The 25,000-nt window shown below is 72.4% G+C and carries 20 protein-coding genes; 16 read left to right on the forward strand and 4 right to left on the reverse strand.

Annotated elements, in window-relative coordinates; all coding sequences use genetic code 11:
* Window positions 1-5: 5 nt before the first annotated feature.
* The 9 genes from LV79_RS26315 to LV79_RS26355 all read left to right on the forward strand — a co-directional run bounded on the left by LV79_RS26315 (window position 6) and on the right by LV79_RS26355 (window position 13,510).
* Window positions 6-974, forward strand: coding sequence for an electron transfer flavoprotein subunit alpha/FixB family protein (locus tag LV79_RS26315; RefSeq protein WP_253840915.1), 969 nt, complete (start codon window positions 6-8; stop codon window positions 972-974).
* Between the two features lie 167 nt (window positions 975-1,141).
* Window positions 1,142-1,906, forward strand: a complete 765-nt coding sequence (locus tag LV79_RS26320) for a GNAT family N-acetyltransferase (protein ID WP_253840916.1) — start codon at window positions 1,142-1,144, stop codon at window positions 1,904-1,906.
* Window positions 1,907-1,910: 4 nt separating this feature from the next.
* Window positions 1,911-2,780 (forward strand): lysophospholipid acyltransferase family protein, encoded by an 870-nt coding sequence (locus LV79_RS26325; protein WP_253840917.1) that lies wholly within the window; start codon window positions 1,911-1,913, stop codon window positions 2,778-2,780.
* A gap of 214 nt (window positions 2,781-2,994) precedes the next feature.
* Window positions 2,995-4,371 (forward strand): MFS transporter, encoded by a 1,377-nt coding sequence (locus tag LV79_RS26330; RefSeq protein WP_253840918.1) that lies wholly within the window; start codon window positions 2,995-2,997, stop codon window positions 4,369-4,371.
* A 49-nt stretch (window positions 4,372-4,420) separates the two neighbouring features.
* Complete coding sequence (locus LV79_RS26335; protein ID WP_253840919.1) at window positions 4,421-5,641, forward strand: cysteine desulfurase family protein; 1,221 nt, start codon at window positions 4,421-4,423, stop codon at window positions 5,639-5,641.
* 3 nt (window positions 5,642-5,644) lie between these two features.
* Window positions 5,645-6,736, forward strand: a complete 1,092-nt coding sequence (mnmA, locus tag LV79_RS26340) for a tRNA 2-thiouridine(34) synthase MnmA (RefSeq protein ID WP_253840920.1) — start codon at window positions 5,645-5,647, stop codon at window positions 6,734-6,736.
* 525 nt (window positions 6,737-7,261) lie between these two features.
* On the forward strand, window positions 7,262-8,965 hold the full coding sequence (locus LV79_RS26345; protein ID WP_253840921.1) for a S8 family peptidase: 1,704 nt from the start codon (window positions 7,262-7,264) through the stop codon (window positions 8,963-8,965).
* Between the two features lie 92 nt (window positions 8,966-9,057).
* Window positions 9,058-11,649 carry a CHAT domain-containing protein gene (locus LV79_RS26350; protein ID WP_253840922.1) on the forward strand — a complete coding sequence of 864 codons (2,592 nt, stop codon included), beginning with the start codon at window positions 9,058-9,060 and terminating at the stop codon, window positions 11,647-11,649.
* A 79-nt stretch (window positions 11,650-11,728) separates the two neighbouring features.
* A complete protein-coding gene (locus tag LV79_RS26355) occupies window positions 11,729-13,510 on the forward strand; it encodes an AMP-dependent synthetase/ligase (RefSeq protein ID WP_285470609.1) in 1,782 nt (593 codons plus the stop codon).
* 747 nt (window positions 13,511-14,257) lie between these two features.
* Here the strand turns inward: LV79_RS26355 and LV79_RS26360 are convergent.
* Window positions 14,258-15,262 carry an S-adenosylmethionine:tRNA ribosyltransferase-isomerase gene (locus tag LV79_RS26360; RefSeq protein WP_253840923.1) on the reverse strand — a complete coding sequence of 335 codons (1,005 nt, stop codon included), beginning with the start codon at window positions 15,260-15,262 and terminating at the stop codon, window positions 14,258-14,260.
* Window positions 15,259-15,942: an SDR family NAD(P)-dependent oxidoreductase gene (locus LV79_RS26365; protein ID WP_308208964.1), complete on the reverse strand. Its 684-nt coding sequence runs from the start codon at window positions 15,940-15,942 to the stop codon at window positions 15,259-15,261. The genes LV79_RS26360 and LV79_RS26365 overlap by 4 nt, the downstream gene beginning before the upstream one ends.
* Window positions 15,943-16,134: 192 nt before the next feature.
* Between LV79_RS26365 and LV79_RS26370 the strand changes: the two genes are divergently transcribed.
* The 5 genes from LV79_RS26370 (at window position 16,135) to LV79_RS26390 (ending at window position 21,131) form a co-directional block, all read left to right on the forward strand.
* Window positions 16,135-17,262 carry a GAF domain-containing sensor histidine kinase gene (locus LV79_RS26370; protein ID WP_253840924.1) on the forward strand — a complete coding sequence of 376 codons (1,128 nt, stop codon included), beginning with the start codon at window positions 16,135-16,137 and terminating at the stop codon, window positions 17,260-17,262.
* Complete coding sequence (locus LV79_RS26375) at window positions 17,252-17,896, forward strand: response regulator (protein WP_253840925.1); 645 nt, start codon at window positions 17,252-17,254, stop codon at window positions 17,894-17,896. The genes LV79_RS26370 and LV79_RS26375 overlap by 11 nt, the downstream gene beginning before the upstream one ends.
* 198 nt (window positions 17,897-18,094) lie before the next feature.
* Window positions 18,095-19,099 carry an efflux RND transporter periplasmic adaptor subunit gene (locus LV79_RS26380; RefSeq protein ID WP_253840926.1) on the forward strand — a complete coding sequence of 335 codons (1,005 nt, stop codon included), beginning with the start codon at window positions 18,095-18,097 and terminating at the stop codon, window positions 19,097-19,099.
* Window positions 19,096-19,809: an ABC transporter ATP-binding protein gene (locus LV79_RS26385; protein WP_253840927.1), complete on the forward strand. Its 714-nt coding sequence runs from the start codon at window positions 19,096-19,098 to the stop codon at window positions 19,807-19,809. The genes LV79_RS26380 and LV79_RS26385 overlap by 4 nt, the downstream gene beginning before the upstream one ends.
* On the forward strand, window positions 19,809-21,131 hold the full coding sequence (locus LV79_RS26390; protein WP_253840928.1) for an ABC transporter permease: 1,323 nt from the start codon (window positions 19,809-19,811) through the stop codon (window positions 21,129-21,131). Before LV79_RS26385 ends, LV79_RS26390 begins: the two co-directional genes overlap by 1 nt.
* 56 nt (window positions 21,132-21,187) lie before the next feature.
* Here the strand turns inward: LV79_RS26390 and LV79_RS26395 are convergent, their stop codons facing one another.
* Complete coding sequence (locus LV79_RS26395) at window positions 21,188-22,081, reverse strand: serine/threonine dehydratase (RefSeq protein WP_253840929.1); 894 nt, start codon at window positions 22,079-22,081, stop codon at window positions 21,188-21,190.
* 64 nt (window positions 22,082-22,145) lie between these two features.
* On the opposite strand from LV79_RS26395, the gene LV79_RS26400 reads away from it, so the two are divergent.
* Window positions 22,146-23,303, forward strand: coding sequence for a uroporphyrinogen decarboxylase/cobalamine-independent methonine synthase family protein (locus LV79_RS26400; RefSeq protein ID WP_253840930.1), 1,158 nt, complete (start codon window positions 22,146-22,148; stop codon window positions 23,301-23,303).
* On the opposite strand, the gene LV79_RS26405 is transcribed toward LV79_RS26400, so the two are convergent.
* Window positions 23,304-24,230 (reverse strand): LysR family transcriptional regulator, encoded by a 927-nt coding sequence (locus tag LV79_RS26405; RefSeq protein WP_253840931.1) that lies wholly within the window; start codon window positions 24,228-24,230, stop codon window positions 23,304-23,306. It abuts the gene before it with no gap.
* A 71-nt stretch (window positions 24,231-24,301) separates the two neighbouring features.
* Here LV79_RS26405 and LV79_RS26410 point away from each other — a divergent pair, with 71 nt between their 5' ends.
* A complete protein-coding gene (locus LV79_RS26410) occupies window positions 24,302-24,997 on the forward strand; it encodes a succinate dehydrogenase cytochrome b subunit (RefSeq protein ID WP_253840932.1) in 696 nt (231 codons plus the stop codon).
* Window positions 24,998-25,000: the final 3 nt, after the last annotated feature.

Consider the following 25,000-nt stretch of genomic DNA (forward strand, 5'->3'; position numbering starts at 1 on the left):
CGACAGTGTCCGAGGTCCTGGTCCTCGTCGACGAGGTCGACGGCGAGGTCAAGAAGGTCACCTTCGAGCTGCTGACCGCGGCCCGCGAGATCGGCGAGCCCGCCGCCGTCGTGGTCGCCGCTCCCGGCACCGCCGCCAAGGTGAAGGAATCGCTCGCCGCCTACGGCGCGGCCAAGGTCTACGTCGCCGAGTCCGACGACGTGGCCACCTACCTGGTCACCCCGAAGGTCGACGTGCTCGCGAACCTGGTGGGCGCCAAGTCCCCGGCCGCGGTGCTCATCCCGGCCACCGCGGAGGGCAAGGAGATCGCCGGTCGGCTGGCCGTGCGCACCGGCTCCGGTCTGCTGATCGAGGCGATCGGGGTGGAGAGCTCCGGCGACGACGTCGTCGGCGTGCAGTCCATCTTCGGCGGCGCGTTCACCGTCAAGGCCAAGTCGACCCGGGGCACCCCGGTCGTCACCGTCCGCCCCGGCGGCGTCGAGGCCGTGCAGGCGCAGGGCGCCGCGGCCGAGGAGACCGTCGAGGTCCCTGCGGTCGACGCGGCCAAGGCCACCACCGTCACCGGCCGCGAGCCGGTCGTCGGCGGCGACCGCCCCGAGCTGACCGAGGCCTCCATCGTCGTCTCCGGCGGTCGCGGCGTCGGCTCGGCGGAGAAGTTCGAGGTCGTCGAGCAGCTCGCCGACGCGCTCGGTGCCGCCGTCGGCGCCTCCCGCGCGGCGGTCGACTCCGGCTACTACCCGGCCCAGTTCCAGGTCGGCCAGACCGGCAAGACGGTGTCCCCGCAGCTCTACGTCGCCCTCGGCATCTCCGGGGCGATCCAGCACCGCGCGGGCATGCAGACGTCGAAGACGATCGTCGCGGTGAACAAGGACGCGGAGGCGCCGATCTTCGAGATCGCCGACTTCGGCGTCGTCGGCGACCTGTTCGCCGTCGCACCGCAGCTGGCCGGCGAGGTCGCCAAGCGCAAGGGCTGATCGTCGCGTTCGCGGTGTCAGGGGCGGTCCCGAGGGGCCGCCCCTTTCCCTTTTCCGGCCCCGGGTACACCCGAGCGGACCGACGTACCGGCAATTCACTCACTTGCCACTGTCGCGTCATGGCAAAGAACACACCCCCGATGCCGACATCACCCTAATCTCCTGGTATGACGCAGGCCCAGGTGCTGGTCAGCACTGCGAAGCCCGGGATCGACACCCCCACGTACTCACTGCTCGTCGCGCACGACGGCGCCGAGGTCGAGGCCGCCCAGAGACTGCGCTACCAGGTCTTCGCCGAGGAGATGGGTGCGACGCTGCACACCTCCACCCCCGGCCTGGACATCGACCACTTCGACCCGTTCTGCGACCACCTGGTGGTCCGCGAGGACGCCACCGGTGCCATCGTCGGCACCTACCGGATGCTGCCGCCCGAGCGCGCGGGTGACGCCGGATCCCTGTACTCCGACACCGAGTTCGACCTGACCGAGCTCGCGGGCCTGCGCGGCGCGCTGGTGGAGACCGGCCGCTCGTGCGTGCACCCCGACCACCGCAACGGTTCCGTGGTCAGCTTGGTGTGGGCCGGGATCGCGCGCTACATGCTGTTGTCCGGCCACAGCTACCTCGCCGGGTGCGCCTCGGTCCCGTTGGCCGACGGCGGTTCCCTGGCGGCGGGCGTGTGGAACACGGTCAGCACCAAGCACTACAGCGCCGACGACCGGCGCGTGCGGCCCCGGACCCCGTGGGACTTCTCGGCCGTCGAGACACCCGCGCGGGTCGCGATGCCGCCGCTGCTCAAGGGGTACCTGCGGTTGGGCGCCAAGGTGTGCGGCCCGCCCGCGCTCGACGCCGACTTCGGGGTCGCCGACTTCTTCGTCCTGCTCGACCTGGCCAACGTCGACCAGCGCTACCTGAAGTTCTTCCTGGGGGAGTAGAGCCATGGCGCACGACTGGATGCCCACCTCGCCGTGCGGACCGACCTGCCTCACCACCGGTGAGGCCCGCGTCAGCCGCGCCCGCGTCGTCCTGCGTCTCACCGGCGCCGTCGGCGTGCTGCTCGTGGCCGCGCTGTCGGTCCCGCTGATGCCCGTGATCGGCCGCGCCGGACGGGAACTGCTCGCCAAGCGCATCTTCCGCGCCGTCCTGCGCTCCTTCGGCGTCCGGCTCGTCGTCCGCGGCGCCGACGCGCTGCGCGCGGGCGGCAACCGGGGTGCGCTGGTGGCCACCAACCACATCTCGTGGCTCGACATCGCCGCGGTCAACGCCGTCCGCCCGATGCGCGCCATCGCCAAGGTCGACATCCGCACCTGGCCGGTGCTCGGCCGGGTCGTCGCCGCGGCCGGGACCCTGTTCATCGACCGCGAGCGGCTGCGCACCCTGCCCGGCACGGTCACCGAACTGGCCACCACCCTGCGCGCCGGGTCGCTGGTCTACTTCTGCCCCGAGGGCACCACCTGGTGCGGCCAGGGCATCGGCAAGTTCCGCCCCGCCCTCTTCCAGGCCGCCATCGACGGCGGCGTCCCGGTCCGCCCCATCGCCCTGCGCTTCCACCTCGCCGACGGCCGCGAGACCACCACCCCGGCCTTCATCGGCACCGAGACGATCATCGAGTCCATCCGCCGGGTCGCCGCCCTGCGCGGCCTCGTCCTGGAACTCACCGTCCTCGACGAACTGGCCCCGGGGCGCGCCGCCAACCGCCAGGAGCTGGCGGCCCTGACCGAGGCCGCCATCAACTCCGCCCTCGACCGCGTCACCCCCCTCCCGACCCAACGCCGCCGCCCCCGCCAGGTCCGCGTCCCCGCGGCCTGACCGGGCCCCACACCCAGGAGCACCGTCCCCCCGCCGGGGACGGTGCTCCTTGCCGTAGGGGCCAGCTGAGGTCGACGGAGGACCGCCGGTTGGACGTGGAGCCGGTCCTGCACCGACGGGTGTGCGCATTTTGGGGGTGCTGTCGCTGGTGGGGAGGTGTGTGGTTGGCGAAATCACTGGACCTCCACCCCGGTCGAGGTCCGAAGATGGGTGGGTGACCGCTACCGAGACCGCTGATGAGTCCGCCCCCGGGAAGCACCTGTGGGGGGCGAGTACCCGCGCCACCACGTTGGGGATCTTGCTGCTCATCACGATCGCGGCGTTCGAGCACCTCGGGGTGTCGACGGCCCTGCCCAGGATGCTCGCCGAGCTCGACGGTGGTCACCTCTACTCCTGGCCGTTCACCGCGTTCCTCTCCGCCAGCGTCGCGGCGACGGTGTTGAGCGGTTGGGTGTGTGACCGGGTGGGTGCCAGGGCGGTGCTCATGGTCGCCCCCGCGGTGTTCCTGGCCGGGTTGCTGGTCGCGGGGACCGCCGAGTCGATGCCGGTGCTGCTGGCCGCTCGGGTTCTGCAGGGGATCGGGCTCGGTGGTGAGGTTGTCGCGATCTACGTGCTGGTTGCCGCTGTCTACCCGGAGCGGGTGCGGCCCGCGGCGTTCGGGTTGTTGGCGGCGGCCTGGGTGGTGCCCTCGATCGTCGGGCCGACGCTGGCGGGGGTGATCACCGAGCGGTTCGGGTGGCGGTGGGTGTTCCTGGGGTTGGTGCCACTCGCCGTGCTCGGTGTGGTGCTGCTCGTGCCCGCCCTGCGCGGACTGCCGCGGCCGGATCCAAAAGACGGCCCGACCCGCAAGGGGCTCCCGTTGGCCGCGCTGGCCGCCGCCCTCGGTATCCCCGCGGTCAGCTGGGCCGCGCAGCACCCGTCGCTCACCACGCTGTGGCTGGGGCTCGTGGGCCTGGCCGTCCTGGTCCCCGCCCTGCGCACGCTGCTGCCGCGCGGCACCCTCACCGGCAAGCCCGGCCTGCCCAGGGTGATCTTGTCCAGGGGCCTGTTCGCCGGGGCGTTCTTCGGGGTCGAGGCCTTCGTCCCGCTGACCCTCACCAGCGTGCACGGCCTCTCCCCGGCGCTGGCCGGGCTCCCGCTGACCGTCGGCGCCCTCGGCTGGTCCTTCGCCTCGGCCTGGCAGGGCAGGCGCCCCGACATCGAGCGCACCACCCTCATCCGCACCGGGTTCGCGTTCCTCGCCGTCGGGCTGTCCTCGATGGTGTTCGTCGCCGTGCCGTGGGGCTCGCCGTGGCTGGCTGGCCTGCTGTGGACGGTCTGCGGCGCCGGGATGGGCCTGGCGTTCCCCTCGGTCAACGTCCTCGCGCTGCGCCTGGCCCCGACCAACGAGCGCGGGTTCGCCTCGTCGGCGCTGCAGGTCAGCGACATGGTCTTCTCCGCGGCCCTGGTCGGCCTCGGCGGTGTCCTGCTCGCCGCGCTGGCCTCCACCGCGGCGCCGACCGCGGCCGTGGTCCCGATCGACCTGGTGATGGCGGCGGTGGCCGTGGTCGGCGTGCTGGTGTTCCGGCGGTCCACCGATGAGCGGGTGTGAGCTGGCCCGTTTCGGGACCGGGCGGGGTTCGGTCTACCCTGGTTGTGCGATGACCTATCTCGACCACGCGGCCACCACGCCGATCCTGCCCGAGGCGGCCGCGGCACTCACCGGGGCGTTGTCCGCGTACGGCAACGCCTCCTCGCTGCATTCCTCCGGTCGCCGGGCCCGGCGCGCCGTCGAGGAGGCCCGCGAGTCCATCGCCGCCGCCCTGGGCGCCCGGCCCTCCGAGGTCATCTTCACCTCCGGCGGCACCGAGAGCGACAACCTGGCGGTCAAGGGCATCTACTGGGCCCGCCGCGCCGCCGACCCCAGGCGCACCCGGGTGCTGGTCTCCGCCGTCGAGCACCACGCCGTGCTCGACGCCGCGCTGTGGCTGGCCGAGCACGACGGCGCCGAGGTCACCCTGCTGGAGGTCGACGACTTCGGCCGCGTGCACGAGGACACCCTGCGCGCCGCCATCGCCGAGGACCCGGAGGCGGTCGCGCTGGTGAGCGTGATGTGGGCCAACAACGAGGTCGGCACCGTCAACCCGGTGCGCGAGCTGGCGACGACCTGCGCCGCCGGCGGCATCCCGTTCCACACCGACGCCGTGCAGGCGGTCGGCGTGCTCCCGGTCGACTTCGGCCGCAGCGGGGCGGGCGCGCTGACCCTGTCCGGGCACAAGGTCGGCGGACCGTTCGGTGTCGGCGCGCTGCTGCTGAGCCGCGACGTGCGCTGCACCCCGGTGTCGCACGGCGGCGGCCAAGAGCGCGACGTGCGCTCCGGCACGCTGGACGTGCCCGCGATCGTGGCCATGGCCACCGCCGTCCGGGTCGCCACCGAGCAGCGCGCGCAGCGGGCCGAGCGGCTCGCCGGGCTGCGCGCGGAGCTGGTCAGCGCGGTCCGCGAAGTTGTGCCCGGTGCCGTGCTCAACGGCGACCCGGGCGAGTCCGAAGTGGACGGCGCGCCGTCGCGGCTGCCGGGCAACGCGCACTTCAGCTTCCCCGGCTGCGAGGGCGACAGCCTGCTGATGCTGCTCGACGCCAGGGGCATCGAGTGCTCGACCGGGTCGGCGTGCACCGCGGGTGTCGCGCAGCCCTCGCACGTGCTGCTCGCCATGGGGGTCGAGCCCGCGCCCGCCCGCGGGTCGCTGCGGTTCTCCCTGGGCCACACCTCCACCGCCGCCGACGTCGCCGCGCTCGCCGAGGCCATCGGCCCGGTGGTGGCGCGGGCGCGCAACGCCGGACTGGCCGGGCTGCGCCGGGGCGCGTCCCACGCGGAGGTGTAGACCATGCGGGTACTGGCCGCGATGAGCGGTGGGGTCGACTCGGCGGTGGCCGCGGCGCGCGCGGTGGCCGCGGGCCACGACGTGGTCGGGGTGCACCTGGCCCTCTCGGCCAAGCCGGGCACGCTGCGCACCGGCTCGCGCGGGTGCTGCACCGTCGAGGACGCGCACGACGCCCGCCGGGTCGCCGACCTGCTCGGCATCCCGTTCTACGTCTGGGACTTCGCCGAGCGGTTCACCGAGGACGTGGTCGAGGACTTCGTCGCCGAGTACGCCGCGGGCCGCACACCCAACCCGTGCCTCAAGTGCAACGAGCGGATCAAGTTCGAGGCGCTGCTGGACAAGGCGATCGCGCTGGGCTTCGACGCGGTCTGCACCGGCCACTACGCCCGGCTGGCCACCGTCGACGGCCGTCCCGAGCTGCGCCGCGCCGCGGACCTGGACAAGGACCAGTCCTACGTGCTGGCCTCGCTCACCCCGCACCAGCTCGCGCACGCCATGTTCCCGCTCGGCGACTCGGTCAAGGCCGCGGTGCGCGCGGAGGCGACCGAGCGCGGCCTCGCGGTGGCCGAGAAGCCGGACAGCTACGACATCTGCTTCATCCCCGACGGCGACACCAGGGCGTTCCTGACCGGCAAGCTCGGCGCGCGGCCGGGCACCCTGGTCGACGACGAGACCGGCGCCGTGCTCGGCGTGCACGCGGGCGTGCACGGGTTCACCGTCGGGCAGCGCCACGGCCTGGGCATCGACGCCCCCGCCCCCGGTGGGCGCCCGCGCTACGTGCTCGCGCTGGAGCCGGTCCAGGGCACGGTCCGGGTCGGCCCGGCCGAGCGGCTCGCGGTGCGCGAGATCGTCGGCACCGGTCCCACCTGGCCTTCGGGCGAGCCGCTGACCGGCACCGTCGACTGCGTGGCGCAGATCCGCGCGCACGGCGGCACCACGGCGGCCACCGCGTCGCTTGTGGACGGTGAGCTGCTGGTCCGCCCGGCCGAGGGCGTGCGCGGGGTCGCCCCGGGACAGGCCGTTGTCCTCTACCGCCGGGACCCGGCCGGAGATGTCGTGCTGGGCAGCGCCACCATTTCCCGGACCCGCCAGTAGCGCGTTTCCCGCCCCATTCGAACACGGGTGCGAATTCGCCAGTCCACTGACGCCGTCGCGCATTCCCGCCATCGGGTCCACAGTGGATTCTTCGACGATCAAGATCATTTTCGGTCGGACCGACCACGTGTTCGAACAATGTGGCCACCCACAGTGGACAACCGCACACGGTGTGCACTTCCGGCGGCACGTCTTACCCGATAGGGGCGTTGCGCGGGCTCGGATCTTGCTGTTCGCTACGTTCTGGTCCGCCCGTGCGGGCCGTCGATCCGGAATCGGCCGAGGCGCCGTTGGGCTGTCCGAGTGGACGTTGTTGGTTCCACCCCGGCCATTCGCTCACAGATCGTCACCCGGGTATCAGCGCAGAGTTGATCCCAAATGCTCGTTACGCAGCGGCTTTCCCAATCGACGTATCTGGTGACCCCGTTACTGCTCTACTACGGATGAGCAGGTCGGCGGGGCAGCGCGAACGCAGTGACACCGACCGTGACCAACGACTTCGGGGTGGGGTATTCGATGGCGGATGTGAGCGCCAACGGGGGGCAGCGGCATGACACGACCAATCCGGTGCCGACCGACCTGGCTCGGTTCCCGCAGGTGATCGGCCTGACCGAGGACATCCTCGTGCGGCACCGGGCCAGGGTGCTGAACCCGTCCACCGCCGTCCCCGGTGCCCGGGGCAGGCGCCCGGACTCCACGGCGTACCGGTCCAACACCCTGCTCGTGCCGCTCGCGGTGGCCAGGGACGCCAAGGCGATCGCCCGGTTCAACGAGGCGCTGGTCAAGGTCGGCGTGGAACTGGTGGTGCGGCTGCCCAAGACCCCGCGCTGGCGCGAGGCGGTCGACGGCTTCGACGGCGACTTCCCCGTCCCGGTCCTGCTGCACCTGCGCGACGACGCGGTCACCGAGGCCGCGCCGGACCCGTGGACCGTCCTGGCGAACCTGCGCCGGGTGCTGGGCCCCGATGCCACCAAGGGCATCGGTCTCGAGCACCTCGCGGTGGCCGCCTCGGTCGGCATGTACGGCGCCACCTACGGCAGCGGTGCCCCGTTCGGCAACGGCGTGCCCTTCGGCAACGGCGTCCCGTTCGGCAACGGGGTGCCCTTCGGCAACGGGGTCCCGTTCGGCAACGGCGTCGGCGGCGGCGCCATCGCGCTGGGCAACGGCGCGCGCAACGCGGTCCGGCTGTTCCTGCCCAAGCCCGCCCGGCGCGACCCGGCCACCCTCGCCCCCGGCCGCCGCCCGGTCGTCGCGGTGCTCGACACCGGCATCGGCGAGCACCCGTGGTTGACCGTCGGCGCGGCTGACACCGACCCGGTGGTCGAGGTGTCCGCGGAGTTCCAGGGCCTGCTGGCCGACCTGGAGACCACGCTGACCGACCAGAGCGGCGGCGCGCTGCCCTCGTTGGCCTCGCCCAACGACGAGCGCGACGTGCTGCAGCCGCTGCTGGGCATCACCGACTCGCACTCCGGGCACGGCACCTTCGTCACCGGCCTGGTCTTCCAGAACTGCCCGGACGCGCGCGTGCTGTCGCTGCGCGTGCTGCACACCGACGGCATCACCACCGACGGCTCGGTGCTGCTGGCGCTGGAGTGGCTGCGCGAGCGGGTCACCTCGGCGCTGGCCGAGAACCGCCCGCAGGACCTGGTCGACGTGGTGTCGATCTCGCTGGGCTTCTACCCGGAGCACACCGACCAGAGCACCGGCCTGCAGTTGGCCGAGGCGGTGCGCAAGCTGACCGACCTCGGGGTCGTCGTGGTCGCCGCGGCGGGCAACGACGCCACCACCCGGCCGTTCGTGCCCGCGGCGATGGCGCTCAACGCCGACGGGTCCAACACCGGCAACCCGCTGCTGATCGCGGTCGGCGCGCTCAACCCGTCCGGCAAGTCCGTCGCCGCGTTCAGCAACGAGGGCGCCTGGGTGACCAGGTGGGCGCCGGGCAACGCGGTGGTCAGCACCGTCCCGCTGTGGCAGGGCTCCGAGGGCCCGGACCTGCAGAACCAGGGCCCCGGCCCGCTGCCCCGGGCCACCCTCGACCCCGACGACCTCACCAGCGGCTTCGCCGTGTGGGCCGGGACTTCCTTCGCCACCCCGGTGGTGGCGGGCATGATCGCCAGGCGGCTCACCGAACTGGCCGACGCCACCTCCGTCGACGACCGGGTCAGCCGGGCGGGCAACGCCCGCGACCTCGCCGACGCCGACCTCACCGCGCTCGGCTGGCGCAGCTGAGCCAGCCGAGCACCCGCGCCGGGCGCGGGTTGCCGAGCGAGACCCACGTGCCGCGTCCACCACGGGTGGACGCGGCACGTAGGGTTTAGGCCATGCCCGCTGTCCGGCGTGCAGGCGCGCTCTACCGCCGCGGTCGCAAAGCCGTGTACGCCTACACCTTCGCCCGTGCGCGGGCACTGCTCGGTGACGCGCTCACCGTGCTGGACACCGCCCAGGTGCCGACCGCGCCCGAGGTCGTCGAGCTGCGCGTGCGGGTCCTGGTGACCCTGGCCTACGCCGAGACCGAGGGCGCCACCATCACCCAGGGCATCGCCCGGCTCTCCGACGCCGACGCCCTGCTCAACCAGCTGCCCGACGGCCCGCTGCGCGCCGAGCTGGCCGGGCTTTCGTTGGAGCAGCGCGGTTTCCTGCACATCCGGGCAGGCGACCACGACCACGCGCTCGACCTGCTCTCGGAGGCAGCCGAGCGGCTGCGCGCCGGTCTCGCCGACGGCGCGGGCGACCCGTACGTGCTGGCGAGCCTCTACCTCAACCGCAGCCTCGCCCAGATCGAGCGCGCGCACACCGCCGCCGCGATCGAGGAGCTCGACACCTGCATCGAGCTGTGCGAGCGCTACGGCCTGCACGACATCGCCATCAAGGCGCGGCACAACCGGGGCTACGTCGCGCACATGACCGGCGACGTGCCGACCGCGCTGCGCTACTTCGCCGAGACCTCCCGCGACTGCGCCGCCCGCGCCCCCGGCATGCTGCCGGTGGTCCAACTCGACCAGGCCCGCGCGCTGCTCGCCGGTGGACTGGTCGACGAGGCCGCCCGGCACCTGGACGACGCGCTGCCCCGGTTGCGCCGCCAGCGCGTCGGGCAGGACGCCGCCGAGGCCGAGATCGCCCGTGCCGCCGCCGCCCTGCTGCACGGTGACGCCGCGCAGGCCCGGCGCCGGGCCCGGCGTTCGGAGCGGATGTTCACCCGCCGCGGCAACGTCCGGTGGGCCGCCGTGGCCGCGCTCGCCGCACTGCGCGCCGACACGCTTGACGCGCTGGAGGGTAAGAACGCCAACGGGTCCCCCCGCCGAGGAGACGCCGCGTTGCCCGCGACGGCGGTAGCGCTGGCGGAGCAGCTGCGTGGTCTGGCGCTAGAGGACGAGGCAGCGCTGGCGCTGATGCTGGCCGTACGGCTGGAGATCCGCCGCGGCAACCTGGACACCGCCGGGAAGCTGCTCGACCAGGTGCCCGCGCCCAGGGTCACCACCCCGGTCGACCACCGGATGCTGCTGCGGTTGTGCCGCGCCGAACTCGCGGTCGCCGAACGGGACGTGCGGGCCGCGTTGGCGCAGGCGCGCGCGGGACTGTCTGAACTCGGGCACACCCGCGACCGCATGGGCGGCCTGGAACTGGTGTGCGGCACCGCCGTGCACGGGCGGCACCTGGGTGAGCTGGCGGTGCGGCTGGTGCTGGAGGGGCCGCGGCCGGACGCGCGCAGGCTCTTCGGCTGGCTGGAGCGCACCCGCGCGCAGGTGTACCGGTACGAGCCGATGCCTGACATCGCCGACCCGCGCGTCGCCGAGAAGGCGGCCGAGCTGCGGCTGGCCAAGCGGACCGCGCAGCTGGTGCGGTTGGCCGGTCGGTCGGCGGAGAAACTGGAGAAGCAGACCGCCGCGCTGGAGCGGGAAGTCGAGCGGCAGGGCTGGTACGCCAGCCCGTGGGGCAGGCCGCGCCCGGTCGCCACCCTTGAGGCGGTGTCGCCCGCGCTCGACGGCCGGGTCCTGGTGTCGTTCGCGACCTCCGAGGACCAGGTCGTGGCCGTGGTGGTGTGCGGCACCGGGGCGCGGATGGTGCGGCTCGGGTCCGCGAGCGCCGCCGCCGAGCTCGCCGCCCGCCTGCACGCGGACCTCGACGTGCTCGCCCCGGACACGCTGCCGCCGCCGGTGGTCGACGTCGTGAAGGCGTCCGCGGCACGCAGCGCGGGCGGGTTGGACAAGCAGCTGATCCAGCCGTTGCTCTCTCTTATCGGCGACAGCGAACTGGTCATAGTCCCCACCGGCGCGCTGTACGCCGTGCCGTGGGGGAGCCTGCCGTCGCTGTGGGGGAGGCCGCTGGTGGTAGCGCCATCCGCGACGGCTTGGCTTAGCGCCGCGACGGGCTCGTCCCCGAAGGGACGGACCGTGCTCGCGCGCGGGCCCATGTTGACGGGGTTGGTCGCGGAAGACGGACCGCTGCGTGAGGTCTACCCGGACGCGGTAGCGCTAGACAAGGAAAACGCGACGGTCGCGAGCGTGCTCGACGCGCTCGACGGCGCCGAGCTGGCCCACATCGCCGCGCACGGCGAACACGAGCCCACCAACGCCCTGTTCTCCCGGCTGGAACTGGCCGATGGGCCGCTGTTCGCCTACGAGGTCGCCCGGCTGCGCCAACCGCCCCGGCAGGTCGTGCTGGCCGCGTGCGAGCTGGCGCTCAACTACGTGCGACCCGGCGACGAGGCACTCGGGTACGCGGGCGCGCTGCTGGCCAGTGGGGTGCGCACCGTCGTCGCCGCGACCAGCCGGGTCGGCGACGAGGCCGCCGCGACGGCGATGGTGACCTACCACCAGCTGCTCACCGCCGGTCTCACCCCGGCCAAGGCGCTGGCCAAGTCCATCGCCGAGGACCCGTACCGGCGCCCGTTCATCTGCCTCGGCGCGGGCTGAGACTGTGGACAGGTAGGGCTGCCGACCCTACGATCCCGCTCACCTGTGTCGCAGACCACAGTGGTGAGAGGCGGTCGCCGTGGACGAGTACCCGACCTTATGCGCTGCTTTCCAAGACACCGCCCAGATCAACCCGGCGCAGGTAGCCCTACGCACGCCCGGTGGCGTTGTCTCCGTCAGTTGGCGTGAGTACGACCAGAGGGTCCGGACCATCGCCGCGGGTCTTGCCGCGCTCGGCGTCACCCGGGGCGAAGCGGTAGGGCTGATGCTCACGAACCGGCCCGAGTTCCACTTGGTGGACACGGCTGTCTTGCACTTAGGGGCCTTACCCTTCTCGGTCTACAACACCTCCGCGCCGGAGCAGTTGGCGCACGTGTTCGCCAACGCGGGCAACAGGATCGTGGTGACCGAACGATCGTTCGTACCCCTGCTCCGGGCAGCCGCCCCTGACCTCCGGCTGGTGTGCGTCGACGGCGCGGTGGACGGCGCCGAGTCCTTGGCCGAGGTCGAGGCGGGCGGCTCACCGGACTTCGACTTCGACGCCGCGTGGCGCGCGGTCGAACCGGACGACGTCGCCACCATCATCTACACCTCGGGCACCACCGGCCCGCCGAAGGGCGTGGAACTGACCCACGCCAACGTCATGGCCGTCGCGCAGGCGGTCAAGCAGGCCTTCGAACTGCTGCCCGGCGACCGGGTCGTGTCGTTCCTGCCGTCGGCGCACATCGCCGACCGGGTCGCCTCGCACTACGCGTCGATCCTGTTCGGCACCGAGGTGATCTCCGTCGCCGACCCCCGCGACCTGGCGACCGCGCTGCCCGACGCCCGACCGCACCTGTTCTTCGCGGTGCCCCGGGTGTGGCAGAAGCTCCAGCTGGGCATCCAGGCCGCCGTCGCCGCCGAACCCAGCGGGCTCAAGCGCGCCATCGCGACGTGGGCGCTCGACGTCGGCCTCCGGCACCTGCGCCGCCCCCGCTCCTGGTACCTGACCGGCTGCCACGCCGTCGCCGACCGGCTGGTGCTGCGCCGGTTGCGCGCCCGGCTGGGCCTGGCCGAGGTGAAGGTCCCCGCCTCCGGCGCCGCCGCGATCCCGGTGGAGACGCTGGAGTTCTTCTGGGCCATCGGCATCCCGGTGTACGAGATCTGGGGCATGTCCGAGACCGCGGGCCTGGGCACCTCCGGCCGCGTCGGCCTCAACAAGCTCGGCACCGTCGGCACCCCGGTGCACGGCACCGAGGTCCGCCTCGCCGACGACGGCGAACTCCTCATCCGCGGCGCCTCGGTCATGTCCCGCTACCGCAACGACCCGATCCGCACCGCCGCCACCATCGACCCCGACGGCTGGGTGCACACCGGCGACATCGGCGTGATCGACGAGGACGGCTTCGTGTCCATCGTGGACCGCAAGAAGGAACTCATCATCACCTCCTCGGGCAAGAACATGTCCCCGACGGCCATCGAGAACGCCATCAAGGCGGCCAACCCGGTCATCAGCCAGGTCGTGGCCATCGGCGACAACCGCCCCTACGTGTCCGCCCTGGTGGTCCTCGACCAGGACGCCATGACCGCCCTCGCCGCCGCCCACAACCTCCCCGCCACCCCCTCCGCCCTGGCCGCCTCCACCCCCGTCCGCACCCTCGTCACCGCCGCCATCCGCGCGGGCAACCAAAAACTCTCCCGCACCGAACAGGTCAAACGCTTCCACATCCTCCCCACCTACTGGCCCCCCGGCGGCGACGAACTAACCCCCACCCTAAAACTCCGCCGCAAACCCATAGCCGAGAAATACGCCCAAGCCATAACCAACCTCTACGCCGAAACCCCCACCCCCGACACCGTCAACCTAGCCACCGCCCCCTAACCCCACCCCACCTCCCACCCACGCCGCACCCCACCAGCCAGATCGCCTCCCCACGCCCCGCCCCACCAAGCCCTGCCCCCTCACCACACCCCGCTCCACCAAGACCCCACGCCAGCCCCAGCCCACCACTTACGACTGGCTCAGACCCGACGACCTTGGCCCCAAGACGCCCGCCAAACGACGTTGGCCGACCCGCGCTCCACCACGGCGCTGGTGCCAGGCCGGCTCGATGGGGTGGACTTGTTTTGCGTGGGGGAGGACCACCCGTAGCGTCGTTGCGCGGACAGGGCCATGCTTTTCGGCCCCTGCTTTGCGGTCCTGCCACGGGTGGTCTCGGGGCCCCGCGCAAAACAAGTTCGCCCCATCGAGCTTCGCTCGAAAATCGCGTCAATCCGATGGCGCAGCCGAGGCGTCCACCGCAGCGAAGCGAAGGTCCGAGAGCCGGATTCCCCCAGCTCACAGTACATCCGCAAGATCAACCCGCCCCATAGTCCCCCGAATACACAGCCTACCGAGCGGCGCGCAAGGGCGGGGAGCCTGAAGTTCCCCCTGTGGACAACTCAATCCCCTGTGGACAACTCCACCGTGCGGACAACTCCCCCGCAGACAACCCTATGGAAACCCCCATCCCCACACGATCACCCCCGTAGACACCCTGCCCCCACGCAGACCCTCTACCCCGGAGCTCACACACAGGCACCCCCAGGCACCCCAGCACTCCCCAGCCCCAGCGCCCCCCAGAACCCCTCACCGCAGCAACAGGTTCACATCCCCAAACTCATGCCACAGATACCCCTCCCCCACAGCCGCCCGATAGCACTCCTCTACCGCCTCAACCCCAGCAACCGCCACCAGCATGTCCACATGCGACGCCAACGGTTCGTGGAACCCAGTCACCAACCCATCCACCACCCCCACCCCTCGCTCAGGCGTGATCACCAGTTCCGTCCACCCCGAATCGGCCCGCACCACCCCGTCCCGAGCCGCGGACTCCACCGCGCGCACCGCGGTGGTCCCCACAGCGATCACCCGCCGCCCATCGGCACGAGCGGCGTTCACCGTTCGGGCGGTCTCCTCCGACACCCGGAACCACTCCGGATAAGGCCGTTCATGCGCCTCCGGCGACGCCACCCCCGTGTGCAGCAGCACCGGCGCGAATTGCACCCCTTCCGCCACCAACCGGGTCACCAGACGGTCGGTGAACGGGCGGCCCGCGCTGGGCATCTCCGCGCTGCCCGGGTCCACGCCGAATACCGTCTGGTAGTACCGCAGTGGCCACGCGCGCGGGACGTAGCTGTAGCGGATCGGTTCGCCCATCGCGGAGAGGTAGGCGTGGACGGTGGAGAACGGGCCGGGGCGGACTTCGGCTTCCCACAACCGGTTCCGCGAGTACCGGCGGAGCAGTGACACCGAGGCGCCGCCCACGAGGTCCAGTACCTCTCCCGCCGTGCCGAACGGGAAGGGCTGGGTGCCCGAACGCAGCTCTACCAGCCAGGTGCCGTCCGCGTTCTCCGTGGACAGGTGTACCCGCAGCGTGCTGTCCGCCATGGCGACGGACGCGGCGAGTGTGCCGGAGGTGTTGACCACCAACACATCCCCGGCGCGCAGGAGGTCGGGTAACTCGGTGAACCGGTGGTGGCTCACAACACCGCCGTCGCTCACCAAGAGGCGGACGCCGTCGCGGGGGAGGCCTCGGGCCTCGGGGGGCTCGTGGGCGTCCAACCCGGCGGGCAGGGTTACCTGGATTGTCACAGTTCTACCTCCGTCAGGCGGATCCGGCCGGAATCGGGGCGCGTCGCCAGCACGTGCAGCACGGCGGGCACCACGGTCTCCGGGAGTGGTCTGTCGCTGATGTCCTCACCGGGGAACGCGTCCCGGTGCATGTCGGTGCGCAGGTCGCCCGGATCGGCCCACCACACGCGGATCGCGGGCTCCTCGACCGCCAGCACACCGCTGAGCAGCTCCACGGCCGCCTTCGACGCGCCGTAGCCGCCCCAGCCCGCGTAGTGCTCGACGGCGGCGTCCGAGGTGATGTTGAGGACCGCGCCGCCGCGGCGGCGCAGCCCCGGTAGCGCTACCTGGGTGAGCCCGAGCAACGCGAAGACGTTGGCCTCGAACACCTCCCGCAGCGCGTCGAGCGGGTGTTCGGCCAACCCGGGCAGCGGGCTCGGCCCCAACGCGCCCGCGTTGTTGACCACCAGGGTGGCGCCGCCGAGCGCGTCGGCGGCGGCGACCAGGTCCTCCCGGTGGTCCGCGTCGGTGATGTCACCCGGGACCGCCACGACGCGGCCGGGCAGCCCGGCGGCGACCGCGGCGAGCGCGTCCGCGCCCCTGGCGTCGAGCACGAGGTCCCACCCGGCCGCGGCGAGACCGGTGGCGACGGCGCGCCCCAAGCCCCGCGAAGCGCCGGTGACGATGGCCAACTGGTGCACTGCGATCCCCTTCTCCCGCGATTGGACTTCCCGCCCCGGACCTCGCCCCTCCCAGAGATTTCGCGCTGCCCGGGCCTGCCATCGACGTTAGGCACCGCCGCGGGCCGTGCCATCGGACCCGAGGCGGGACTTCCCTCCGACTTTGGTCCTAGGACCAGCGGTTTCGTCGCTCCGCCTCGGTACCGTGGACCCGTGACCGGGATCGGGAGGAACGAACTGCGCGCCGTCAGCGCCGCCGTGCTGGCGGTCGCGACACACCTGTCGGTGCGCGACGTGCTGCGCACGATCCTCACCTCCGCGCGCAGGCTCGTCGGCGCCCGCTACGCCGCGCTCGGCGTGCCGGACGACGCGGGCGGCTTCGCCGAGTTCCTCGCCGACGGCGTCACCGACGAGCAGTGGGCCGCGATCGGCCCGGTCCCGCGCCAGCACGGTCTGCTCGGGGTGCTGCTGCACGACACGAAACCGGTCCGGCTCGACGACATCCGCGCCCACCCCCGGTTCGAGTGGTGGCCAGCCGCGCACCCCGTGCTCACCGACTTCCTCGGCGTGCCCATCACCGACGGGGACGAGATCGTCGGCGAGATCTTCGTGGCCAACAAGACCGCCGACGGCGGGTTCACCGAGCAGGACGAGGAGCTGCTCGCGCTGCTGGCGGCGCACGCGGCCATCGCGATCGTCAACGCGCGGCTGCACGAGCGGGCCAGGGAGCTGTCCATGGTGCAGGAGCGCACCAGGATCGCCAGGGAGCTGCACGACGCGGTGACCCAGAAGCTGTTCAGCCTCCGGCTCGCCGCGGAGTCGGCGGCCACCCTCGCCGGTCGTGACTCCGCGCGCGCGGCGGCCCAGCTCGACCTGGTGCGCGCGTTGGCCGCGGAGGTCAGCGACGAGCTGCGCGCCGCGGTGGTCGGCCTGCGCCCGCCGGACCTCGCGGGCGACGGGCTCGACAGCGCTATCGGCAAGCAGGCCGAACTGCTCAACCGGGTGCACGGGGTAGACATCGTCTACCGGGGTGGCGACGTCCCCCGCCTCACCACGACCCGGGAGGAGGCGGTCTACCGGGTGCTGCAAGAGGCGCTGCACAACGCACTGCGGCACGCCAGCGCCCACCGGATCCAGGTAGACCTGAGGGTGCACTCCGAGTCGGTGGTGCTAGAGGTCAGCGACGACGGGACGGGGTTCGATGTCGAGGGCAGCCGCGACCGGAGGTTGGGACTGACCTCGATGCGGGAGCGGGCACGGGCGGCGGGGGGCCGGTTGCGGGTCACCTCGACCAGCCCCGGGGGGACGACGGTACGGCTGGAGGTGCCCGTTGGGGGCTGAGCTGATCAGGGTGCTCGTGGTCGACGACCACCCGGTGGTGCGCCAGGGCCTGCGCACCTTCCTCGACCTGCAGGACGACATCACCGTCGTCGGCGAGGCCGTGGACGGCGCGTCCTGCGTCACCGCCGCCGAGCTGCTCAAACCGGATGTGGTGCTGCTGGACCTGCGCATGCCGGGCACCGACGGCGTGTACGCGCTCAACGAGCTGCGCGAGCTGGGCAACAAGGCGCGCGTCCTGGTCATCACCAGCTTCACCGAGCCGGTGGGCATAGTCCCCGCCGTGCGCGCGGGGGCCGCCGGTTACGTCTACAAGGACGTCGACCCGTTGGCGCTAGCCGCCGCCGTCAGGTCTGTGCACGCCGGTCACGTGTTGCTGCACCCCGATGTGGCGCGGTTGCTCGCAGAGGGTGACACGCGCCCGGGTGGCGCCACGTTGACCGCGCGCGAACGCGAGGTCCTCGCCCAGGTGGCGCAGGGCAACTCGAACCGGCAGATCGCGCGTGAACTCACCCTGTCGGAGAAGACGGTGAAGTCGCACATGACCGCCATCCTGGGCAAGCTCGGCCTGCACGACCGCACCCAGGCCGCCCTCTACGCGGTCCGCACCGGCTTGGTCTCCCCGGCCGGTCGCTGAGGTCCCTCGGCCATTCGGCCACCCCATCGGCCGATCGGCCAGTCCTGTCGCACATCGGGCAACCCCGCGCGCCGATTTCGCGTCTTTTCCCAGTAGCGGTGCGAAAGTCCTGTGGGTACGCCCGGGGAAGCCTGCTATTCACCGTGTGTATAGTGCGGGCCAGTACCGGTTCGCGAACTTGGGGATATGGGGGTACCGGTGAACTTTCGGCTCATCATCACCGCACTGACGGCGGCCACCGTCGTCGCGGGGTGCTCGACCTCGTCGGCGGGTCCGCCGGTGCCCGGCCTCGCTGAACGCGGGTCGACGATGACCACCGCCACGCTGGCCCGCAAGGACCTGACCACCAAGGTCAGCCTCAAGGGCAAGGTCACGCTCAGCCCGGTCTTCGGCCTGGTGGCGCCGGTCGACGGGCAGGTGCGCTACCTGGACGTCAAGGACGACAAGAAGGGCACGCCGACCAAGCCGACCCGGGTCGGCGCGGTGTGGGCGGCAGGTAAGCCCAACCACATCGAGGTGCCCGCTGGCTCTACCTTCTCCGGCAGGCTTGTCGACGACAAGGCCACGGTCACCGTCGGAATGCCTGTCGTGTCGGCGAAGTTCGGTGGCTACGCCATCGTCGCCGACATCGACGGCGCGCAGGCCTACGCGCTCGCCGACGGCTTGGGCGTGGTGCGCGCGCAGATCAAAAGCGGCCCCGGGCCGTTCGACTGCACTCCGCTCGGTACCACCGCCGCACTGCCTCCCGGCACGATCCCCGACCCGCCCGCGCCGGTCGTCCCGGTCGCACCCGCCCAGGGCCTGCCGACCGACGGCGCGGCCGCACCGGCACCCGCTCCGCAGCAACCGCAGCAGCCCGAGCAGGACAGCCGCACCCCGTCGGAGTCGACCGGCATGCGGCTGGTCTGCGTCCCCCCGGCGGGCACCAAGCTGATCAACGGCGCCGAGGCGACCCTGGAGGTCGTCACCGCCGAGGCCAAGCAGGTGCTCGTCGCCCCGGTCGAGGCCGTCGCGGGCAAGCAGGGCGCGGGCAAGGTCGACGTGCTCGACACCAACGGCAGCAGGCAGACCAAGGACGTCGTGCTCGGCGGCACCGACGGCGCCGTGGTGGAGATCAAGTCCGGGCTCACCGGCACCGAGACCCTCGCCGTGCCGGGACCGGACCTGCCCGCGCCCAAGCAGGACGGGGCACCCGGCAAATGACCGCCGTCCCCCAGCCGCCGCTGATCCAGCTCAACGGCGTGACCAAGACGTTGAAGGGGCAGGGCGAGCCGAGGCCCATCCTGTCCGGGGTGGACCTGACGGTGCGCGCGGGCGAGAGCGTGGCCATCCTGGGCCGCTCCGGCTCGGGCAAGAGCACCATGCTCAGCCTCATCGGCCTGTTCGACCGGCCAGACGGCGGCCAGTACCTGCTGCACGGCGCCGACATCACCCGGATCCCCGAGCGCCGCGCGGCCCGGCTGCGCAGCCAGGAGTTCGGCTTCGTGTTCCAGCGGTTCTTCCTGCTCAAGCACCTGACCGCGATGCAGAACGTGGCGATGGCGCTGGTCAACGGCCAGGGCTGGCTCGCCCGCCGCAAGCGCAGGGCCAAGGTGATGGCCGCGCTCGAGCAGGTCGGCATCGCGCACCTGGCCAAGCACCGGCCCGCCCGGCTCTCCGGCGGTGAGCAGCAGCGGGTGGCCATCGCCAGGGCGCTGGTGCGCCAGCCGCGGGTGCTGCTGGCCGACGAGCCGACCGGCGCGCTGGACACCGAGACTGGTGCCCTGGTCATCGACGTGCTGCACGCGGCGACCGAGCGCGGCTGCGGGCTGATCCTGGTCACCCACGACCACGCGCACGCCAACCGCATGGGCCGCGTCCTGCGGCTGCGCGACGGCCTGCTGGTGCCCGACCGCACGGGGGTGCTGGCCTGATGGGGCTCTCCGGGCGGTTCCGCTCCGCCGTCGTGATCGGCGGCCAGGGCATCCGGGCCCGCAAGCTGCGCACCTTCCTGTCGATGATCAGCCTGTTCCTCGGGGTCCTCGCCGTGGTCGCCGTGCAGGCGAGCTCGGTGCTGGCCAACCGGGCGCTGCTGGCCGACATCGAGATGTCCGAGGGCAAGGACGGCACCGTCGTGGTCGGCGTCCCGCCCGGCCCGAAGGGCACCTCCTCCGCGCTCGAGGTGGTCCGCGGCCGCACCGACGCGGTCGCCTCCTTCTCGACCCAGGCCATCATCGGCGAACCCGGTCTGACCCCGGTCAACCCGGGCGGCATGCCGCTGCGCTACGCCGACCAGGCGGGCCCGCAGACGCGGATGATCTGCGACGGCCGCAGCTGCTACACCGAGGTCTCGGACGAGAAACCGCCACCGCGCGGCAACACCGTCGAGGTCTTGGTGGTCGGCATCACCGGCGACATCCGGCAGTTCCGGCCGTTCCAGCTGGAGGCGGGCAGCTGGCTCGACTTCGGCGGTGAGCCGTCGCTGTCGCCGCGCATCGTGCTCAACCGCGAGGCGACGGAGGCCTTCACCCGCTACCAGCTCCCGGCCGAGATGAGCATCGGGTCCGCCTACCAGGGCAACGGCCCCGGGGCGCCCGGCGCGCCGCACGCCACCCCGCGGGTGATCGGCACCGTCCACGACGGCGGGTTCCAGCCGGTCGTCTACGTCCGGGCGGACGAGCTGCTGAACTGGATCCCGGCGGAGGCGCTCGAGAGCCAGAGCGCGTCGTTGACGATGGCGCCCGCGGCGGCGTCGATCCTCCCCACCCTGCGCGCCAAGCTCGGCCCCGAAGCGGCGGGCCAGCTCTACACCACCACGGTCAACTCCCGCGAACGCATCGGCGGGCAGCTGGACATGATGAGGTGGATCTTCTACGGGATGGCGGCGCTGGTCCTGCTGATCGGCGTGGCAGGCATCCTCAACGTCGGCCTGGCCACCGTCGGCGAGCGGGTCGAGGAGTTCGCCCTGCGCCGGGCGGTCGGCACGCCGAGGTTGCTGCTGGCCGGGATCGTGCTCGCCGAGACCCTGATCATCGGCTTGCTCACCGCGGCGGCGGCGATCGCGGCGGGGGTGGTCGGCCTGAAACTCGCAGGCGAGCTGTTCGGCGCGAACCGGCCGACGCTGCAGAACGTGGACTTCCCCTGGGAAGCGGGGGTGGCGGGCGTGGTCGCCGGTCTGGTCGCGGGTGTCCTCGGTGGACTGTTCCCGGCCATCCGCGCGGCGCGGATCCCGATCGCCACCGTCATGAGGGCCTAACCCCAGGCTGGGTGGGTGGTGGTGTGGCGGGACCCACCCACCCAGCCGCCGGGGTCCTAGGCCGCGATCCACTCGCTGTTGGCCCCGCACACGATCAAGCAAGGTAGCTCTGCCTCGGCCTTCCCGCCGAGCCAGGCGGCCAGCGGGACAGCGGCCGCGGGCTCCACGGCCAGCCGGAACTCCTCCCACAGCAGGTCCCGCGCGGCGAGCAACTCCGCGTCGGTGACCAGGACCGACCGCGCCCCGCTCGACCGGACGACGTCGAAGGGCAGCGCCCCCACCCTGGTCGCGCCCAACGCGGACGCGGCGACCGAGTCCACCACCGCATCGACCGGGGTGCCCGCGGCCAGCGCGTCGTGCATCGCCTGGCAGTTCACCGGTTCGGCCAGCACGACCGACCGGCCGCCCGCGCCCAGCACGGTTCCCGCGGCCAATCCGCCGCCCCCGACGGCGACCACGAACGCGTCGACCTCCGGTGCCTCGGCGACGACCTCCGCCGCGCACGTCCCCTGCCCCGCGATGACCAGCGGATCGTCGTACGCGGGCACATAGCGCGCACCCGTGGAAGAGGCCTCCGTCAACGCTGCCGCCGCGGCTTCGGCGTAAGCGGCGCCGTGGCGCACCAACTTCGCCCCTGCGGCCTCGATGCGCCGGGTCTTCGATTCCGGCGCGCGTTCAGGTACGTAGACCGTCGCCGGTAGGTCTAGGAGGCGGGCGGCGGTGGCGACAGCCATGCCGTGGTTACCGCCAGAGGCCGTCACGACGTGGGTGGGCCGAGGTCCACCGAGAAGCGCGTTCAGGGCACCCCGCAGCTTGAACGACCCGGTGCGTTGCAGGTGCTCCAACTTGAGCACCACCGGTCGACCGTCCAGTTCGGTGCGCAGGATCGGGGTGCGGCGGGCGTGTGGCGCGATCCGCGTTGCTGCCGCGACGACATCGGTGTGGTCCACGACCGCCGATGCTAACCGGGCCGGTGGTGTGCGGCGCCCGGAGGCGATCCACCAGACTCACACCGTGAACACCGCACCCTGGCCGCCAGGTACCGCTACCGGCATCGGCTCGCTGCCTGGGACAGACCCGGTCGAGGCCGCTGCCACCGTCCTCGGTGAGCTGCCAGACCTACCGCACCTGCCCGAGCTCCCCGCGCGGGGACTCGGGGCGGACATCCTTGGTCGTACGGCGGCGCTGCTCGTTGACCTGGCCTTCGAGTTGGTCCCCTCCGGCTACCGCGTCGCCGCGCGCCCGGGGCTCGACTACCGGCGCTCGACAGACCTCATCCGCAGGGACTTGGACGCCATCGAAGAGGCCGTAGAGCGACTCGGTACTCCGCCGCCGGTGGTCAAGGTGCAGCTCGCGGGGCCGTGGACGCTCACGTCAGGGCTAGAGCTACCGCGCGGTCACCGGGTGCTGACGGACTACGGCGCGCTGCGGGAGTTCACCGAGTCCTTGAGCGAGGGGCTGTCCCGGCACGTCGCGGAGGTGCGCAGGCGGCTGGGGACCGAGGTGGTCGTGCAGCTCGACGAGCCCAGCCTGCCGACGGTGCTCGCGGGCGCGGTCCCGACCCCGTCGGGCTACGGCACCGTGCGCGCGGTCGCCGAACCCGAGGCCAGGGACGTGCTCAGCGCGGTCATCGACGCGGCCAAGAAGGCGACCGGGCAGCCCGTTGTGGTCCACTGCTGCGCGCCCAAGCCGCCGTTCGGGCTGCTGGCGGCCGCGGGGGCGGGCGCGATCGCGTTCGACGTGCCGCTGCTCGGCAAGGTGGGCGCGGCGACGCTTGACGCGATCGGGGAGGTGTGGGACGCCGGGACCGTGCTGTTCCTGGGCGTCGTGCCCAGCACCGATCCTGGCAGAGTGCCCAGCACCGATCCTGGCAGAGCGCTCAGCGCCGATCCTGGCAGAGCATCCGGCACGGATCCCGGCCGAGGGTCCGGCGCCGATCCGCGGAGGGCGCCCGGTAGCGGTCCCGGCGGGCTGGCCGCCCTGCGCGAGGTGGCGACCCCGGCGTTCCGGCTGGCCGACCAACTCGGCTTCAACCGCTCCGTCCTGGCCGAGCGGGCCGTGGCGACGCCGACGTGCGGCTTGGCGGGCGCGTCGGAGCCGTGGGCGCGGCGGGCCATGTCCCTCGTGCGCGATGTCGGCAAGGCCTTCGCGGAGCCGCCGGAGGGCTGGTAGTCACCGCAGCGGCTCGACGCCCGGGGGCAGGGCGTTGGCGGCCACCAGGGCGTCGATGTGCCCGAACAGCGTCGACCGGAACGCCCTGGCGGCCGCCGTCGGCGGGGTGTCGGTGCGGTGCGCCAGCGCGATCGTGCGGCGGATGTTCGGGCTGGTCAGCGGTGTCGCGCGTAGGCCTGGGCGGCCGGGCAGCACGAGGCTGGGCACCAGCGCCACGCCGAGCCCGGCCTCCACGAACCGCAGCACGGCGTCCATCTCGCCGCCCTCCACCGCCAGTTCGGGCTCGAACCCGGCCGCGCGGCAGGCTTGCAGGGTGGTCTCCCGCAGGTCGTAGCCGCTGCGGAACATGACCATCGGCCGGTCGCGGAGCGACTCCAGGCGGATGCCGCTCGGTAGGGCTGCCTCCGCCGCCGATGAGGCGACCATGAGGTGCTCGCGCAGCACGGGAGTCATGGTTAGTGCTGACTCGACCCCTTGCGGCCGAACGATCAGCAGCGCGAGATCCAGTTCGCCTCCTAGCAGCGCGGACGTCAGGTCGCGGGAACCGCTCTCTTCGACTTGGAGCCGGATACCGGGGTAACGGTCGTGGTAGCGGCGTAGGACGTCCGCCAGCACACCCACACACACGCTCGGCGTCGCACCCAGGCGGATACGGCCTTGGCGGAGCCCTACGAGCTCCGCGACCTCTAGCCGCGCAGAGTCCACATCGGACAAGATGCGCTTAGCGATCGGTAGCAGTGCCTCGCCTGCGGCGGTAAGAGTGACGTTGCCCCGCGCGCGGGTGAACAGGGCCGCGCCGAGTTCGGTTTCCAGGCCGTGGATCTGCTTGCTCAGTGAGGGCTGCGCCACATGCGCCCGCTGGGCCGCGCGCGTGAAGTGCCGCGTCTGGGCGACGGCCAGGAAATACACGAGCTGCTGCAGCGTCATAGCCCCAGGCTATCGAGATGAGCCGATTCATGTATTGGACGACTTGTCGATGGCACTCCTAGCGTGGCCGTATGGCACTGACCCTTCAGCGCGGATCACCTGGGAGACAAGGGTTCCCGCGCAGGCTGTGGTCGTCGACGGTGGGCAAGAAGGCCGTGATGGCGGTGACCGGCGCGATCCTGCTCGGCTACGTGGTCGCGCACATGGTCGGCAACCTGACGATCTTCCTCGGCGACATCGACGGCTACGGCGTCTTCCTGCGCCGGATGCTCTCCCCGGTCCTCGGGTACGGCGGGTTCGTCTGGGTGATCCGCGTGGTGCTGGTGCTCGCCGTGGTCCTGCACATGACCGCCGCCATCCAGCTCGCCCGGCGGGCGGCCAGGGCGCGCCCCGTGGGCTACGCGCGGCGGCCGAGGGTCCAGGGCGGGTACGCCGCGCGGACCATGCGGTGGGGCGGGGTGATCATCGCGCTGTTCGTGGTCTACCACCTGCTCGACCTCACCGCTGGCGTCCTGAACCCGCACGGCGTCGAGGGCCAGATCCACGCCAACGTCATCGCCGACTTCCAGCACTGGTACATCGTCGCGGCCTACACGCTCGCCGTTGTCGCTCTAGGCCTGCACCTGCGGCACGGCATGTGGAGCGCACTACGCAGTCTCGGCCGCGCCCCCGGCGCCTCCAGCGTGATGGCACTGGTCGTGTCCGTTGGCATCACCGTGGGGTTCTTGTTCGTGCCCTATGCCGTCCTCTTCGGAATCGTGAGGTGACGC

This window comes from Actinokineospora globicatena (assembly GCF_024171945.1).
GTDB lineage: Bacteria > Actinomycetota > Actinomycetes > Mycobacteriales > Pseudonocardiaceae > Actinokineospora > Actinokineospora globicatena.

Coding starts and splice junctions, on each gene's coding strand:
- LV79_RS26320 (WP_253840916.1), top strand. CDS start 1,142: ATGACGCAGGCCCAGGTGCTGGTCAGCACTGCGAAGCCCGGGATCGAC.
- LV79_RS26325 (WP_253840917.1), top strand. CDS start 1,911: ATGGCGCACGACTGGATGCCCACCTCGCCGTGCGGACCGACCTGCCTC.
- LV79_RS26335 (WP_253840919.1), top strand. CDS start 4,421: ATGACCTATCTCGACCACGCGGCCACCACGCCGATCCTGCCCGAGGCG.
- mnmA (WP_253840920.1), top strand. CDS start 5,645: ATGCGGGTACTGGCCGCGATGAGCGGTGGGGTCGACTCGGCGGTGGCC.
- LV79_RS26350 (WP_253840922.1), top strand. CDS start 9,058: ATGCCCGCTGTCCGGCGTGCAGGCGCGCTCTACCGCCGCGGTCGCAAA.
- LV79_RS26385 (WP_253840927.1), top strand. CDS start 19,096: ATGACCGCCGTCCCCCAGCCGCCGCTGATCCAGCTCAACGGCGTGACC.
- LV79_RS26390 (WP_253840928.1), top strand. CDS start 19,809: ATGGGGCTCTCCGGGCGGTTCCGCTCCGCCGTCGTGATCGGCGGCCAG.
- LV79_RS26405 (WP_253840931.1), bottom strand. CDS start 24,230: ATGACGCTGCAGCAGCTCGTGTATTTCCTGGCCGTCGCCCAGACGCGG.
- LV79_RS26410 (WP_253840932.1), top strand. CDS start 24,302: ATGGCACTGACCCTTCAGCGCGGATCACCTGGGAGACAAGGGTTCCCG.